Genomic DNA, 13556 nt, shown 5'->3' with positions numbered 1-13556 from the left:
GGCCGTGAACCGGGCGGGTCGTACGAGGTGGCCAGCCGCGTCCCACGAGGGGACCGGGCGGGTCCCACGAGGGGACCGGGCGGGTCCCACGAGGGGACCGGGCGGGTCCCACGAGGGGACCGGGCGGGTCCCGCCGGGTCGCCCGGTGCGGCCGTGCCGGGCGACCGGGGCGGTCAGACGAGGTCCATCGCGGCGACCTCGTCCGGGCGGCCGTAGCTGACCGGGCCCTGGAATCGGCGGCGGGCGGTGGCGAACCACCACACCGTGGCCACGAGCAGGACGGCGGCGAGCGCGATCGGCGCGTAGTTGAAGGAGTCGGCGGTGATCGGCGAGGCCTGCGGGAGCATGAACAGGGCACTGCTCAGCAGGATCCAGATCACCGCGAGCCAGCCCACCGGCCGGCCCCAGCGGCCCAGGTGCCAGGGCCCGGGCTGGAAGGCGTCACCGAGCCGGAGCCGCAGGAAGATCGGCACGGCGTAGGCGAGGAACAGCCCGACCACGTTGACGCTCACGATGGCCGTGAACGCCGTGTGCGACCACCAGCCGGGCACCACGAGGGCCAGCGAACAGGCCACCGCGAGCCACACCGCCTTCACGGGGGTACGGGTGCGCAGCGAGACGGAGTGCCACCAGCGGGAGCCGGGCATGGCCCCGTCCCGGGAGAAGGCGAAGATCTGCCGGGTGTTGCTGGTGAGGTTGGCCAGACCGCAGAAGAGCATCGCGCCGATGACGATGAGGAGCATGACCTTGGCGGTGGGGAGACCGAGCCCGTCGATGAGAATCTGGACGGGCGGCGTACCGGCTCCGGCCACCTTGGCGTAGTCGCTAATGCTGTAGACCAATGCCAGCATCAGGATCAGGCCGGTGATCGCGGAATAGCCGATCGCCCGGATGATCCCCTTCGGGGCGTTGACCGTCGCGCCGACCGTTTCCTCGGACATGTGGAAGCTGCCGTCGAACCCGGTGAAGGTCCAGCTGGTGACCAGCAGGCCGAGCATGCCGCCGTAAAGTCCGCTAGTGAAGCCGGTGTTGTTCTCGAAATGCGTCACGAAGGACGCAGACTGATGATGATCGGGCATCACTATGAGTGCGCCCACGATCACGACCAGTCCGATCAGCAGCCACCACACGGAAATACGGTTGAGCAGGGCGACGAGTTGGACGGAGTAGGTGTTGGCGAGTCCCTGGAGCACGATGATCAGGGCCGTGATCAGCACCGTCTGGTGTGCGGTCGGCTGGTAGGAGGGCCACTGCAGCTGGGCGAACGCCTGGATGAAGGTGGCGGCCGCGTAGCCGGTGGCGGCGGTGCCACCGATCTGCCCCACGAAGTTGAGCCAGCCCGTGAACCAGGACCAGGCGCCCTTGTGCCGTTTGGCCAGTTTACCCGCGGAGAAATACAGGGCACCGCTCGTCGGATAGGCCGAGGCCACTTCCGCCATGGCCGCGCCGATGAGCAGCACCATGACGGAGACACCGGCCCAGCCGAATACGAGAATGCGCGGGCCACCCGCGCTCATACCGAATCCGAAGGACGAGAAAATTCCCGAGAGGACATTGATGATGGTGAAGGAGATAGCGAAATTGTCGAACGCCTTGAAGCGCCGGGTGAGTTTTCGCGGATAGCCCATCGCGTGCAGGGTCGCGTCGTCGTCGAGCACGACCGGGTCTTCGCCTGCGCGAGCCTTGACGCGTGACGACGATGTCCGTTCCGACACAGATCGGCCTTTCTCTCGATGGGGAAAAGGGGCGGACGAGCGGAATCAGGCGGGTCCCGGGACGGGCAGTCCGCAGGCGCGCCGGGCCCGGGAGAGCTGTTCGGCGGGGTCGCCGAAGGCGCTCCAGGGCATGCGCGAGGCGTACCGGCCCATCGCCGTGAACACCGCCCGGGCCTCGAACTCGCACTGGGCCATGACCAGCGCGTGCGCGAGGTAGGCCAGGTCGAGCACCGGGGTGAAGCGGTAACCGGCCATCGTGGGCAGCCAGTTGTGGTAGATCGCCAGTGCGGTGGAGCGCCACTGGGGTTGTTCCCAGACCTGGTCGGCGAGCAGCTGGGTCGGGTTGTAGCTCTCCACCAGGGCCACCAGGGGCAGCAGCCGCAGGGCGGAGTCGGTGGGCGCCCGCTGGCTCAGGAAGGCGGCCACGTCCCAGGCCGCGTTGACCGAGCCGCCGTGGCGGGTGAAGAAGCAGGACAGGAAGCGGTGATGGGCCTCGCGGTGCCACGGGTCCAGGGACAGGACGTGCGCGAACAGCCGCCAGGGGCCCGGCGGGGCGGTGAGCAGCCCCTGCGGGGCCGGGTCGCGCAGCCGGTGCAGCCGGGCCATCGACAGTTTGGCGACCCAGGGGGTGGGGTCGCCGGGGGCCAGGGCGGCGGCGCGCTTGCACGCCGTCAGCGCGATCCGCTCCAGCGCCTCGGCGCGCTCGTCCCGGGCGTCGGCGGCCCGCAGCGCGCGCTGCACCGCGACGCGGGCCCACATCAGCGCCGCCTCGGGCGTCGGCTCCTCGTCCAGCCAGCGCTCCACCAGATCGGTGCCGGCCGCCTCGGAGGCGAGCACCAGTGAGCGATGGGCGCGCAGGGCGAAGTCGGTACGCGTCTCGGCCAGTGCCTCGTTCGCGTATCGATAACGTCCGGCGCGCACGTCGACGCAAACGCTTGCCAGGACACGGTCGTCGGCCGCCGGATGCCATACATAGTGCCCTTCGAATAACTCCGCGGCCATGTCCACCCGCCCGTCCCCGTTCGACGCATCACAGTTGCGCAGGAGGCACCTTACTCAGCGACGGGCACCCCCGGGAACGCCGAATTCGACATATCGGTCACGTGATTCGAATCGTTTATCGGCAGGATGGACCGGCGGCCGGCAGATGGTTCAATTTGCGACGGCTTCCGGCCCGGGCGGCCACGGGCGGGCCCGTCGCTATGGGCCGCTACTAGACTGTTTCCGGAAAACACCCCCACACCGCACCACACCTCGGGAATCACCATTCGCGACCTCGCCGCCCGGCTGCGCGGGCTCCCTCCCTCCGTGGGGCCGGTCCGGCTCGTCGGCGTCGACGGGCACGCCGGTTCCGGAAAGTCCACCTTCGCGGGGCTGTTGGCCGCCGCGCTGGGCGGGGCTCCCGTGCTCCACCTCGACGACGTCTCCGGCCACGAGCAGCTCTTCGCGTGGACCGGCCGGCTCCTGGCCCAGGTGATCGAACCGCTGTCCCGGGGCGAGAGCGCGCACTACGCCCCCTACGACTGGCACGCCCGCGCGTTCGGCGCCCCGCGCCCGCTGCCGCCCGCACCCGTCGTACTGATCGAGGGCGTCGGGGCCGGCCGCCGGGCGCTGCGGCCGCATCTGGCGCGGCTGCTGTGGATGGAGCTGCCGGCGGACGAGTCCTGGGCGCGCGGGCGGTCGCGGGACGGGGCGCAGCTGCGGGAGTTCTGGGACGGCTGGGTCACGGCGGAGCGCGCGCACTTCGCCGCCGACCCTTCGCGCCCCCATGCCGATCTCCTGGTGCTGCAGACAGATGAGGGGTACGAGATGCTGCCGGGGCCGGGGAAGTCCCCTGGACCGGACCAAATCGCTACCCACAGTGAAGGACCGTCTGCAATGTGGTGAAGGCGTGAAGAGCCTTGCCGGGCGAACTTCTCCAGGTGCTCAACTGTGCTTGACCGGGGGCCCGTACAGGACTTACGTTCTGAATGTGCGGCCTTTCGGAGCCGCCCTCAGACGCGAAGCCCCCGGTTGTTCCCCCGTGATCGGGGGCTTCGTTCTGCCTTCGGCCCGCTTCCCCCGGCGCCGCGCGCACCGATTCGCTCACCCTCGGTCACCGAGCCGTGTGCGCCCCGTCTGCTGCCACCTCGTCGAACGGCATGTGCGGCACCCCTTCGGCACGCGGTCGCCCCACGGGTACGATGCCCTCGGTGCGACCTTCGAGCGGTTGCCTCGCGCACCTGCAACTCCGGTCCGCGGCACAGCGGTTCGACCGCGGCGGCCACCGGGCGACTGCCCGGTGGTGAACCACGGGGACACGGTCTGTGGGGGGACGGATGGACTTCGGCACGCAGGGCCCTGAGGCCCCGGCCGATCTGGTCTGGCTGCGGGGTGTGGACGCCTACACGATGGGCGCCTATCCGCAGGCCGAGGAGGAGTTCCGCACCGCGGTGCGGATGGACCCGGGCATGGCCGACGCCTGGCTCGGGCTGCACGCGCTGCGGGTCGACACGACGACCGCGCTGCTGAGGATGTTCCGGCACCGCGAGCGCTTCGGCGAACAGCGCGCCCGGCACCGCAGATCCCTCAACTCCTGGTACTGGCTGGGCTGGTGGGTGCAGCCGGTGCTGGAGAGCCCGCGGGATCTGCTGCTGGCGCACGCCTCGCACTGGCTGGACGGCCGGCACGTGCCCGAGCTGGACCGGGCGCTGGCCGGGCTGCCCCCGGTCGACACCGATCCGCAGGTCCGCTTCCTGCACGCCTGCCGCGCCTACCTGGTCAAGGACTGGGAGCAGCTCGTCCGGCACACCGATCCGCTGCTGAACGATCCCCTGCTCGGCATCGAGGCGGGCCTGTTCGGCGGCATGGCCCGGGTGCGGCTGGAGATGTACGGGCAGGCCGAGCCGCTGCTGTCGGCGGCGCTGATGCGCTGCCGCAGCGAGCAGCCGCAGCGCAAGGAACTGCGGTACTGGCTGGCCCGCGCCCACGAGGGCACCGGCCGCTCGGCCGCGGCGCTCCCGCTGTACCGCGCGGTGCACCGGGTCGACCCAGCCTTCATGGACACCTCGGCACGGCTCGCCGCGATCGCCGAGGGCGACGGCTACGACGACGCCGCCGACCTCGCCGCGATCACGCTGACCGGTGCCGGGCAGGACAGCGTGGACGGACCGGACGGGTTCGATCCGCTCTTCGGCATGGAGGGCCGTGATCTGCGGCTGCCGGAACCGGATCTGCCGACCGGCCCGCTGCCGTCGGTGGGCGATCCGGCGGTACGCGTGAGGACGGGGCTCACCTCGTCCACCGTTCCGGCCGGTCCGACCGACCCGGCGCTGCTGGAGGAGGCGCTCGCGGAGCTGGAGCGCATGGTCGGGCTGGAGCCGGTCAAACGCCAGGTCAAGGCGTTGTCCGCGCAGCTGAACATGGCCCGGCTGCGCACCGGGCAGGGACTGCCGGTACAGCCGCCGAAGCGTCACTTCGTCTTCTCCGGGCCGTCCGGCACCGGCAAGACCACGGTCGCGCGGATTCTCGGGCGGGTGTTCTACGCGTTGGGCCTGCTCGGCGGGGATCACCTGGTGGAGGCCCAGCGGGCCGACCTGGTGGGCGAGTACCTCGGGCAGACGGCCGTGAAGGCCAACGAGCTGATCGACTCCGCGATCGGCGGGGTGCTGTTCGTGGACGAGGCGTACTCGCTGTCCAACTCCGGGTACGGCAAGGGGGACGCGTACGGCGACGAGGCGCTGCAGGTGCTGCTCAAGCGGGCCGAGGACAACCGGGACCACCTGGTGGTGATCCTGGCCGGCTATCCGGAGGGCATGGACCGGCTGCTCGCGGCGAACCCCGGGCTCTCCTCCCGCTTCACCACCCGCGTCGACTTCCCGTCGTACCGGCCGGGGGAACTCACCGAGATCGGGAAGGTGCTGGCCGGGGACAACGGGGACACGTGGGACGAGGAGGCGCTGGACGAGCTGCGGTCGATCGCCGGGCACGTCGTCGATCAGGAGTGGATCGACGAGCTGGGCAACGGACGGTTCCTGCGGACGCTGTACGAGAAGAGCTGCGCGTACCGGGATCTGCGGCTGTCGACGTATCCCGGGTCGCTGTCCCGCGAGGACCTGGCGACCTTACGCCTGCCCGACCTGATGCAGGCCTACGGCGAGGTGCTCTCGGGCCGCGGCCCACAGGACCCGTCGGCTGTCTAGCCACCTGAGCCGCCGCCGCGGCCGTGGACGCCACTCGGCCGCCCGGCGGGGTGCCGCCGCGCCCACCCGTGCCACACCAGCGGCACGACCGCCCGCGGCAGCGCCGGCCACGCGACCCACCGCGCCGCACCCCCCGGGGGCGCGGGGAACCGCGCGACCAGCCACCACGCGCCCGCGGCCGGACGGCACCCGCCACCGGACGGTCCCCGCGAGGGGCCGGACCGGTGGGCGGGGCCGTTCGTGCGCTACGTCGCCAACGCCTGCTCCGGCTCGCCGCTGACCCTCGGTTCCGTCAGCCTGACGTCGGCCGGCTGGCGGTGCGCCGGGTCCCGTACCTCACCCACCAGCATCTCCAGGACATCCTCCAGGGCCACCAGCCCCAGCACCCGTCCGGAGGAGTCCGCCACCTGGGCCAGGTGCGTGGCCGCTCGGCGCATCACCGTGAGCGCGTCGTCCAGCGGCAGCTCGGCGCGGAGGGTGGTCATGGGACGCCACACGTGCTGCGGTACCGCGCGCTCGGACTCCTCCAGGTCCAGGACGTCCTTCACGTGGACGTACCCCATGAAGGGCCCCTTCTCCGCCGCAGCGACCGGGAACCGGGAGTAGCCCGTCCGGGCGGTCAGCCGCACGATCTCGCCCGGCGTGACCGACGGCGTCACCGTCACCAGGGACTCCCGGCGCAGCAGGACGTCCGTCACCGGACGGGAGCCCAGCTCCAGGGCGTCCTCCAGCCGCTCCTGCTCCTCGGGGCCCAGGAGTCCCGCCTGGCCGGAGTCCTCCAGCAGCCGGTTGAGCTGCTCACTGGTGACCACGGCCTCCACCTCGTCCCTCGGCTCGACGCGGAAGAGCCGCAGGATGCTCTGCGCGCAGGCGCCCAGGGCCACGGTGATCGGCTTGCACAGGCGGGCGAACCAGACCAGGCCCGGGCTGAGCCACAGGGCCGCCTTCTCGGGCGCCGCCATGGCGAGGTTCTTCGGCACCATCTCGCCGATGACCAGGTGGAAGAAGACCACCACCGCCAGGGCGATGATGTAGCCGAGGGGATGGATCATGCCGTGCGGGATGTGGATCGCCTCGAACAGCGGCTCCAGCAGATGTGCCACCGTCGGCTCGGCGACCGCGCCGAGCGTCAGCGAGCAGACGGTGATGCCGAACTGCGCGGCGGCCATCATCTGCGGCAGCCGCTCCAGGCCGTAGAGCACCTGGCGGGCCCGGGTGGTGCCGAGGGGCTCGATCTGGCTGCGGCGGACGGAGACGAGCGCGAACTCGGCGCCGACGAAGAAGCCGTTGGTGAGCACGAGCAGCGCGGCGAAGACCAGTTGGAGGACGCTCATCGGACGGCCTCCATCACGTTGACCGACGAAACGGTCTTGACCAGGCGGACCCGCTCGGCGCGATAGTGGCCGACCTGGCGGACGGACAGCCGCCAGCCGGGCAGTTCGGCCCGGTCGCCGGCGGCCGGGATGCGGCCGAGCAGGTCGGCGACCAGGCCGGCCACGGTCTCGTACGGCCCCTCGGGCACGTCGAGGCCTATCCGCTGCAGGATGTCGACACGGCAGCTGCCGTCGACGTCCCAGGCCGGCCTGCCCTCCTCGGGCGGGGCGGCGGCCAGCTCGGGCATGTCCTTGGCGTCGTGCTCGTCGCGGACCTCGCCGACGAGTTCCTCGACGATGTCCTCCAGGGTGACCACGCCGGCCGTGCCGCCGTACTCGTCCACGACGACCGCGATGGGCTGCTCGCTGCGCAGCCGCGCGAGGAGCGGCTGGACGGGCAGGGTCTCGGGGACGAGGAGCGCCTTGCGGGCGATACGGCCGACCGGGGTGCGCAGCCGGTCGTGGGCGGGGATCGCCAGCGCGTCCTTCAGGTGCGCCATCCCGACGATCTCGTCGATCTTCTCCCGGTAGACGGGGAAGCGGGACAGGCCGGTGGCCCGGGTGAGGTTGACCACGTCCTCGGCGGTGGCCGAGGCCTGCAGGGCGCTGACCTTCACGCGGGGGGTCATGACGTGCTGCGCGGTCAGCTCGCCCAGGGAGAGGGTGCGGACGAACAGGTCGGCCGTGTCCTGCTCCAGCGCGCCGGCCTGCGCGGAGTGCCGGGCCAAGGACACCAGTTCGCCCGGGGTGCGGGCGGAGGCCAGCTCGTCCGCGGGTTCGACGCCGAGGGCGCGCACCAGCCGGTTGGCGACCGTGTTGAGCGCGGCGATCACCGGCCGGAACAGGCGGGAGAAGTGGTGCTGCGGGCCGGCCACGAAGCGCGCGACCTGCAGGGGCTTGGACACCGCCCAGTTCTTGGGCACGAGTTCGCCGATCACCATCTGGATCGCGGAGGCCAGCAGCATGCCGACGATCACGGCGATCCCGGAGACGACGCCCTCGGGCAGGCCGAGCGCGGCGAAGGGGCCGTGCAGCAGCCCGGCCAGAGCCGGTTCGGCGAGCATGCCGACGACCAGGGAGGTGATGGTGATGCCGAGCTGGGTGCCGGAGAGCTGGAAGGAAAGCTCCTTCAGCGACTCCACGACCGTACGGGCGCGTCGGTCGCCGTCGGCGGCGGCCTTCTCGGCGTCCGGGCGCTCGACCGTCACCAGGCCGAACTCGGCGGCCACGAAGAAACCGTTGGCCAGGATGAGCAGGAACGCCGCTCCGAGGAGCAGCAGGGAGATGGTCACGAGGCCACCGCCTTCCCGGTATGTCGGGTCGGGGCGGCGCAGGTACTACAGGACGATCCGTCCATCGCCGGAGAGGGTCACTCCTCGGGTAGCAGGAATCCCTGGGTGCCGGGCGGCGCACAGGGGCGGAGGCGCAGCGAAACGCCTCCACTCACCAGATTAATCAAGACATGGGGCGGTAGGGCAGGGCGGAGGCCCCCGAGTCAGCCCTGATCTTGGGTGCCGTGGACCGTCGAGCGGGCTTCGGCCAGCGCCCGCAGGGCCCGCGCGTCGGCGACGGCCCGCTGCTTGGCGATGCCCGGCTGGATGCCGAGCGCGGGCAGGCTGGTGCCGTCGCTGAGGTCGATGAACACCCAGGGGTCGCCCGGACGGAGGTTGACCTGGACGATCTCCGCCCAGTCCAGGCGGCGCGTGCCGGCGATGTTCACGACGGTGACGCCGGAGTCGTCGGCGACGACCTTCACCCGGGCGAGGCGCGCCAGCACCCAGAAGATGAGCGCCCCGGTGAGGATGAAGGTGAGCCGCTCCCCCGGGCCGAGCTCCAGCAGCATCGCGATCGCGGAGAGCACCAGCAGTATCGCGACGCCGGCGCCGAGCAGGACGGCCCGGGTGCGGCCGGGCCGGAAGGTGACGGGGAGGGTGGGAAGGTCGGGCATCTCGGTGCGTGTCCCTTACAGGCGGCAGGCGTGGATGGCCGTGGTCAGGATGGCGCGGGCGCCGATGGCGTAGAGGTCGTCCATGATCCGCTGCGCCTCCTTGGCGGGAACCATGGCGCGGACCGCGACCCAGCCCTCGTTGTGCAGCGGGGAGACGGTCGGGGACTCCAGGCCGGGGGTGAGCGCGACGGCCTTCTCCAGCTGCTCGACGCGGCAGTCGTAGTCCATCATCACGTACGTCCGCGCGACCAGGACGCCCTGGAGGCGGCGCAGGAACTGCTGGACCTTCGGCTCGGCGGCCTCGTCGGCGCCGGCGCCGGCGCCGGTGCGGCGGACGACGATGGCCTCGGACTTCATGATCGGCTCGCCGAAGACCTCCAGGCCCGCGTTGCGCAGGCTGGTGCCGGTCTCCACGACGTCGGCGATGACCTCGGCCACGCCCAGCTCGATCGCGGTCTCCACGGCGCCGTCGAGGTGGACGACGGAGGCCTCGATGCCGCTGTCGTCGAGGTGCCTGGCGACGATCCCCTCGTAGGAGGTGGCGACCGTGCGGCCCTTGAGGTCCGCGATGCCGTCCGCCGTGCCCGGCTTGGCGGCGAAGCGGAAGGTGGAGCGGGCGAAGCCGAGCGGCAGGATCTCCTCGGCGTCGGCGCCGGAGTCGATCAGCAGGTCACGGCCGGTGATGCCGATGTCGAGGCGGCCGGAGGAGACGTAGATCGCGATGTCGCGGGGGCGGAGGTAGAAGAACTCGACCTCGTTCTCCGGGTCGACGATCCGCAGTTCCTTGGACTCGCGGCGCTGCAGGTAGCCGGCCTCATGCAGCATCTCCGCCGCAGGGCCGGACAGGGAACCCTTGTTGGGGACGGCGATGCGCAGCATGAGGTCGGCTTCCTTCGCGTTTTGAGAGAGTGGCTCGTGAACCGGCGCGGTTCACAGGTGGGCGTAGACGTCGTCCAGGGAGATCCCGCGGGCGACCATCATCACCTGGACGTGGTAGAGCAGCTGCGAGATCTCCTCGGCGGCCGCTTCCCTGCCCTCGTACTCGGCGGCCATCCAGACCTCGGCGGCCTCCTCGACGACCTTCTTGCCGATGGCATGGACGCCCTTGCCGACCAGCTCGGCGGTGCGGGAGGTGGCGGGATCGCCCTGGGCTGCCTTGTGCTGGAGCTCGGTGAAGAGCTCCTCGAACGTCTTCTTGGACATGGTGAGCCCCACCCTAGCCGTTGTGGTGGCCGGCCTAGTGCCAGGGTTCGGATACTGAGCGCAGGGTGGCGGCGGTCGCCACCGCGGCCGTCACCGCCTCGTGCCCCTTGTCCTCGGTGGAGCCCTCGATGCCGGCCCGGTCCAGGGCCTGCTCCTCGGTGTCGCAGGTGAGCACGCCGAAGCCGACGGGGACGCCGGTCTCGACGGAGACCTGGGTCAGGCCCTGGGTGACGCCCTGGCACACGTACTCGAAGTGCGGGGTGCCGCCCCGGATGACGACGCCGAGGGCCACCACCGCGTCGTAGCCGCGGCCCGCGAGGACCTTGGCGGCGACCGGCAGCTCGAAGCTGCCCGGAACCCTGATCAGGGTCGGCTCGTCGATCCCCAGGTCGTGCAGGGCGCGCAGGGCGCCGTTCACCAGACCGTCCATCACCTTGTCGTGCCACTGCGCCGCGATGACGGAGACCCGCAGGTCGCTCACGTTGCGTACGGACAGTTCCGGTGCACCCTTGCCGCTCACGTCTCTCCTAAATGCCTTCGTGCTCACTGATTGCCACAGGTGGCCGCCGAGACCGTCACCGCGGGGGTGTCCAGCCAGGGCAGGTCGTGGCCCATCCGGTCCCGCTTGGTGCGCAGGTACCGCAGATTGTGCTCGCCGGCCTGGATCGGCATCGGCACCCGGCCGGTGACCTCCAGGCCGTGGCGCAGCAGCGCTTCGGTCTTGTCGGGGTTGTTGGTCATGAGCCGGACGCCGCGCACCCCGAGGTCGGCGAGGATCTGCGCGCCGGCGCCGTAGTCGCGGGCGTCGGCCGGCAGCCCGAGTTCGATGTTGGCGTCGAGGGTGTCGTGGCCCTGCTCCTGGAGCTCGTAGGCGCGCAGCTTGGACAGCAGGCCGATACCGCGCCCCTCGTGTCCGCGCAGGTAGACGACGACTCCGCGGCCCTCCTCCTGGATCCGGCCCAGGGCGGCGTTCAGCTGGGGGCCGCAGTCGCAGCGCAGGGAGCCGAAGACGTCGCCGGTCAGGCACTCGGAGTGGACGCGCACCAGGACGTCCCGGCCGTCGCCGATGTCGCCGTGGACGAGGGCGACGTGCTCGACGCCGTCGGCGGCGGACCGGTAGCCGTAGGCGGTGAAGGTGCCCTGCGCGGTGGGCAGGCGGGTCTCGGCCTCGCGGCGGACGGTGGGCTCGCTGCCGCGGCGGTAGGCGATCAGGTCCTCGATGGAGATGATCGTCAGGCCGTGCTTGCGGGCGAACGGGATCAGCTCGGGCAGCCGGAGCATCCGGCCGTCCTCGCCGGCGATCTCCACGATGGCGCCGGCCGGGCGGAGGCCGGCGAGCCGGGCGAGGTCGACGGCGGCCTCGGTGTGGCCGTCGCGGACCAGCACCCCGCCGGGCCTGGCGCGCAGCGGGAAGACGTGACCGGGCCGGACGAAGTCCACCGGCTCGGCCGTGCCGCTCGCGAGCAGCTGGAGGGTCGTCGCGCGGTCGGCGGCCGAGATGCCGGTGCTCACGCCGTGCGCGGCCGAGGCGTCGACGGAGACGGTGAACGCGGTCTTCATCGACTCGGTGTTGTCCTCGACCATCTGCGGCAGCCGGAGCCGGTCCAGCTCCTCGCCCTCCATGGGGGCGCAGATCAGGCCCCGGCACTCGCTCATCATGAACGCGATGATCTCGGGGGTCGCCTTCTCGGCGGCGATGACGAGGTCGCCCTCGTTCTCCCGGTCCTCGTCGTCCACGACGACGATCGGGCGACCGGCCGCGATGTCGGCGATGGCCTGTTCGACGGGGTCGAGCCCGAAGCTCTCGATGGTGTCCGTGCCGTACAGCGGCGGTGCCGAGGTCATGCCGGGGCTCCTTCCAGGACGGGCCGCGGGCTCCTGCGGGAGCGCAGCCACCAGTCGCGCATGCCCCACAGGACGAGTGCGCCGTAGATGACGTAGACGAAACCGGAGAAGGCGTAGCCGTTGGCGAAGTTGAGGGGGACGCCGACGAGGTCGACGAGCAGCCAGGCGAACCAGAACTCGACCATGCCCTTGGCCTGGGCGTACATGGCGACGACGGTGCCGACGAAGATGTAGGCGTCCGGCCAGGGGTCCCAGGACAGCTTCGGGTACGCCGTGAAGAGCAGGGCGACGGCGACCGTGCCGACGGCGGCCGCGGCGAGCATGGCGGCCCGCTCCCGCCAGGTGGCGAAGCGGGGGGTGATGTGCCCGTCGGCGGAGCGGTCCCTGTCGCGCCGCCACTGCCACCAGCCGTACAGCGCGACGGCCATGACGACGGCCTGCTTGCCGGCGCTGCCGGTGAGGTGGCCGTAGAAGGCGGCGAAGAGGACGAGGCCGGACAGGAACTGCACGGGCCAGGTCAGCAGGGAGCGGCGCCAGCCGAGGGCCAGGGTGATCAGGCCGAGGATGTTGCCGACCATGTCCGACCAGATGATGTGCTGGTCGAAGAGGGTGAACGCGTCGGTGTTCAGCCAGTTCACCGGTCGCCCCCCTGTCCGGTCGCGAGCAGCCGCTCGACGTACTTGGCGATGACGTCGACCTCGAGGTTGACCGGGTCGCCGGGCTGCTTCACGCCGAGCGTGGTCAGGGCGAGGGTGGTCGGGATGAGGCTGACGGTGAAGTGGTCGGCGCCGGCTTCGACGACGGTGAGGCTGATGCCGTCGACCGTGATGGAGCCCTTCTCGACGACATAGCGGGCGAGGTCCGCGGGGAGCGAGATCTTGACGATCTCCCAGTTCTCGGAGGGCGTGCGCCCCAGCACCTGTCCGGTGCCGTCGACGTGCCCCTGCACGATGTGCCCGCCGAGGCGTGCGCCCACGGCGGTGGGGCGCTCCAGGTTGACTCGGGAGCCGACGGTGAGCGCGCCCAGGCTGGAGCGGTTCAGTGTCTCGGCCATGACGTCGGCGGTGAACTCGTCGCCCTCGTGGTCGACCACGGTCAGACAGACCCCGTTCACGGCGATGGAGTCGCCGTGCTGCGCGCCCTCGGTGACGACGGGGCCGCGGAGCCGGAAACGCGAGGCGTCGCCGAGATTCTCGACGGCGGTGATCTCACCCAGTTCTTCGACGATTCCGGTGAACACTTCCCGGGTCCTCCTGCCTCGTTGGGCACGGACTCCGGGGCCTGTCGATGA

The 13556-nt window shown here is 71.3% G+C and carries 13 protein-coding genes; 2 read left to right on the top strand and 11 right to left on the bottom strand.

The window, feature by feature from the left end:
- Positions 1 to 173 precede the first annotated feature (173 nt).
- Positions 174 to 1715: an amino acid permease gene (locus tag ACGFT2_RS18335; RefSeq protein ID WP_393279080.1), complete on the bottom strand. Its 1542-nt coding sequence runs from the start codon at positions 1713 to 1715 to the stop codon at positions 174 to 176.
- Positions 1716 to 1760: 45 nt separating this feature from the next.
- Entirely contained in the window at positions 1761 to 2717 is a 957-nt protein-coding gene (locus ACGFT2_RS18330; RefSeq protein ID WP_393279078.1) for a hypothetical protein, read from the bottom strand.
- A 264-nt stretch (positions 2718 to 2981) separates the two neighbouring features.
- On the opposite strand from ACGFT2_RS18330, the gene ACGFT2_RS18325 reads away from it, so the two are divergent.
- Positions 2982 to 3602 (top strand): uridine kinase, encoded by a 621-nt coding sequence (locus tag ACGFT2_RS18325; protein ID WP_393279222.1) that lies wholly within the window; start codon positions 2982 to 2984, stop codon positions 3600 to 3602.
- Between the two features lie 431 nt (positions 3603 to 4033).
- Positions 4034 to 5896 (top strand): AAA family ATPase, encoded by a 1863-nt coding sequence (locus tag ACGFT2_RS18320; RefSeq protein ID WP_393279076.1) that lies wholly within the window; start codon positions 4034 to 4036, stop codon positions 5894 to 5896.
- A gap of 245 nt (positions 5897 to 6141) precedes the next feature.
- Here ACGFT2_RS18320 and ACGFT2_RS18315 read toward each other — a convergent pair whose 3' ends face one another.
- The 9 genes from ACGFT2_RS18315 to ACGFT2_RS18275 all read right to left on the bottom strand — a co-directional run bounded on the left by ACGFT2_RS18315 (position 6142) and on the right by ACGFT2_RS18275 (position 13505).
- A complete protein-coding gene (locus ACGFT2_RS18315; protein ID WP_393279074.1) occupies positions 6142 to 7230 on the bottom strand; it encodes a hemolysin family protein in 1089 nt (362 codons plus the stop codon).
- Positions 7227 to 8561: a hemolysin family protein gene (locus ACGFT2_RS18310; RefSeq protein ID WP_393279072.1), complete on the bottom strand. Its 1335-nt coding sequence runs from the start codon at positions 8559 to 8561 to the stop codon at positions 7227 to 7229. Before ACGFT2_RS18310 ends, ACGFT2_RS18315 begins: the two co-directional genes overlap by 4 nt.
- A gap of 203 nt (positions 8562 to 8764) precedes the next feature.
- Positions 8765 to 9217 (bottom strand): PH domain-containing protein, encoded by a 453-nt coding sequence (locus ACGFT2_RS18305; protein ID WP_393279070.1) that lies wholly within the window; start codon positions 9215 to 9217, stop codon positions 8765 to 8767.
- Positions 9218 to 9232: 15 nt separating this feature from the next.
- Entirely contained in the window at positions 9233 to 10096 is an 864-nt protein-coding gene (gene hisG, locus ACGFT2_RS18300) for an ATP phosphoribosyltransferase (RefSeq protein ID WP_393279068.1), read from the bottom strand.
- Between the two features lie 51 nt (positions 10097 to 10147).
- Positions 10148 to 10420, bottom strand: coding sequence for a phosphoribosyl-ATP diphosphatase (locus ACGFT2_RS18295; RefSeq protein WP_353604826.1), 273 nt, complete (start codon positions 10418 to 10420; stop codon positions 10148 to 10150).
- A gap of 34 nt (positions 10421 to 10454) precedes the next feature.
- Entirely contained in the window at positions 10455 to 10940 is a 486-nt protein-coding gene (gene ribH / locus ACGFT2_RS18290) for a 6,7-dimethyl-8-ribityllumazine synthase (RefSeq protein WP_393279066.1), read from the bottom strand.
- A 23-nt stretch (positions 10941 to 10963) separates the two neighbouring features.
- The gene (locus ACGFT2_RS18285) at positions 10964 to 12265 is read right to left on the bottom strand and encodes a bifunctional 3,4-dihydroxy-2-butanone-4-phosphate synthase/GTP cyclohydrolase II (protein ID WP_393279064.1); all 1302 of its coding nucleotides are present in this window, start codon (positions 12263 to 12265) and stop codon (positions 10964 to 10966) included.
- Positions 12262 to 12903 carry a nicotinamide riboside transporter PnuC gene (locus ACGFT2_RS18280; RefSeq protein ID WP_393279062.1) on the bottom strand — a complete coding sequence of 214 codons (642 nt, stop codon included), beginning with the start codon at positions 12901 to 12903 and terminating at the stop codon, positions 12262 to 12264. The genes ACGFT2_RS18285 and ACGFT2_RS18280 overlap by 4 nt, the downstream gene beginning before the upstream one ends.
- On the bottom strand, positions 12900 to 13505 hold the full coding sequence (locus ACGFT2_RS18275; RefSeq protein WP_393279060.1) for a riboflavin synthase: 606 nt from the start codon (positions 13503 to 13505) through the stop codon (positions 12900 to 12902). Before ACGFT2_RS18275 ends, ACGFT2_RS18280 begins: the two co-directional genes overlap by 4 nt.
- Between the last annotated feature and the right edge of the window lie 51 nt (positions 13506 to 13556).

This window comes from Streptomyces sp. NPDC048514 (genome assembly GCF_043199955.1).
Taxonomy (GTDB): Bacteria; Actinomycetota; Actinomycetes; order Streptomycetales; family Streptomycetaceae; genus Streptomyces.
This window is presented reverse-complemented; position numbering and strand designations above follow the sequence as displayed.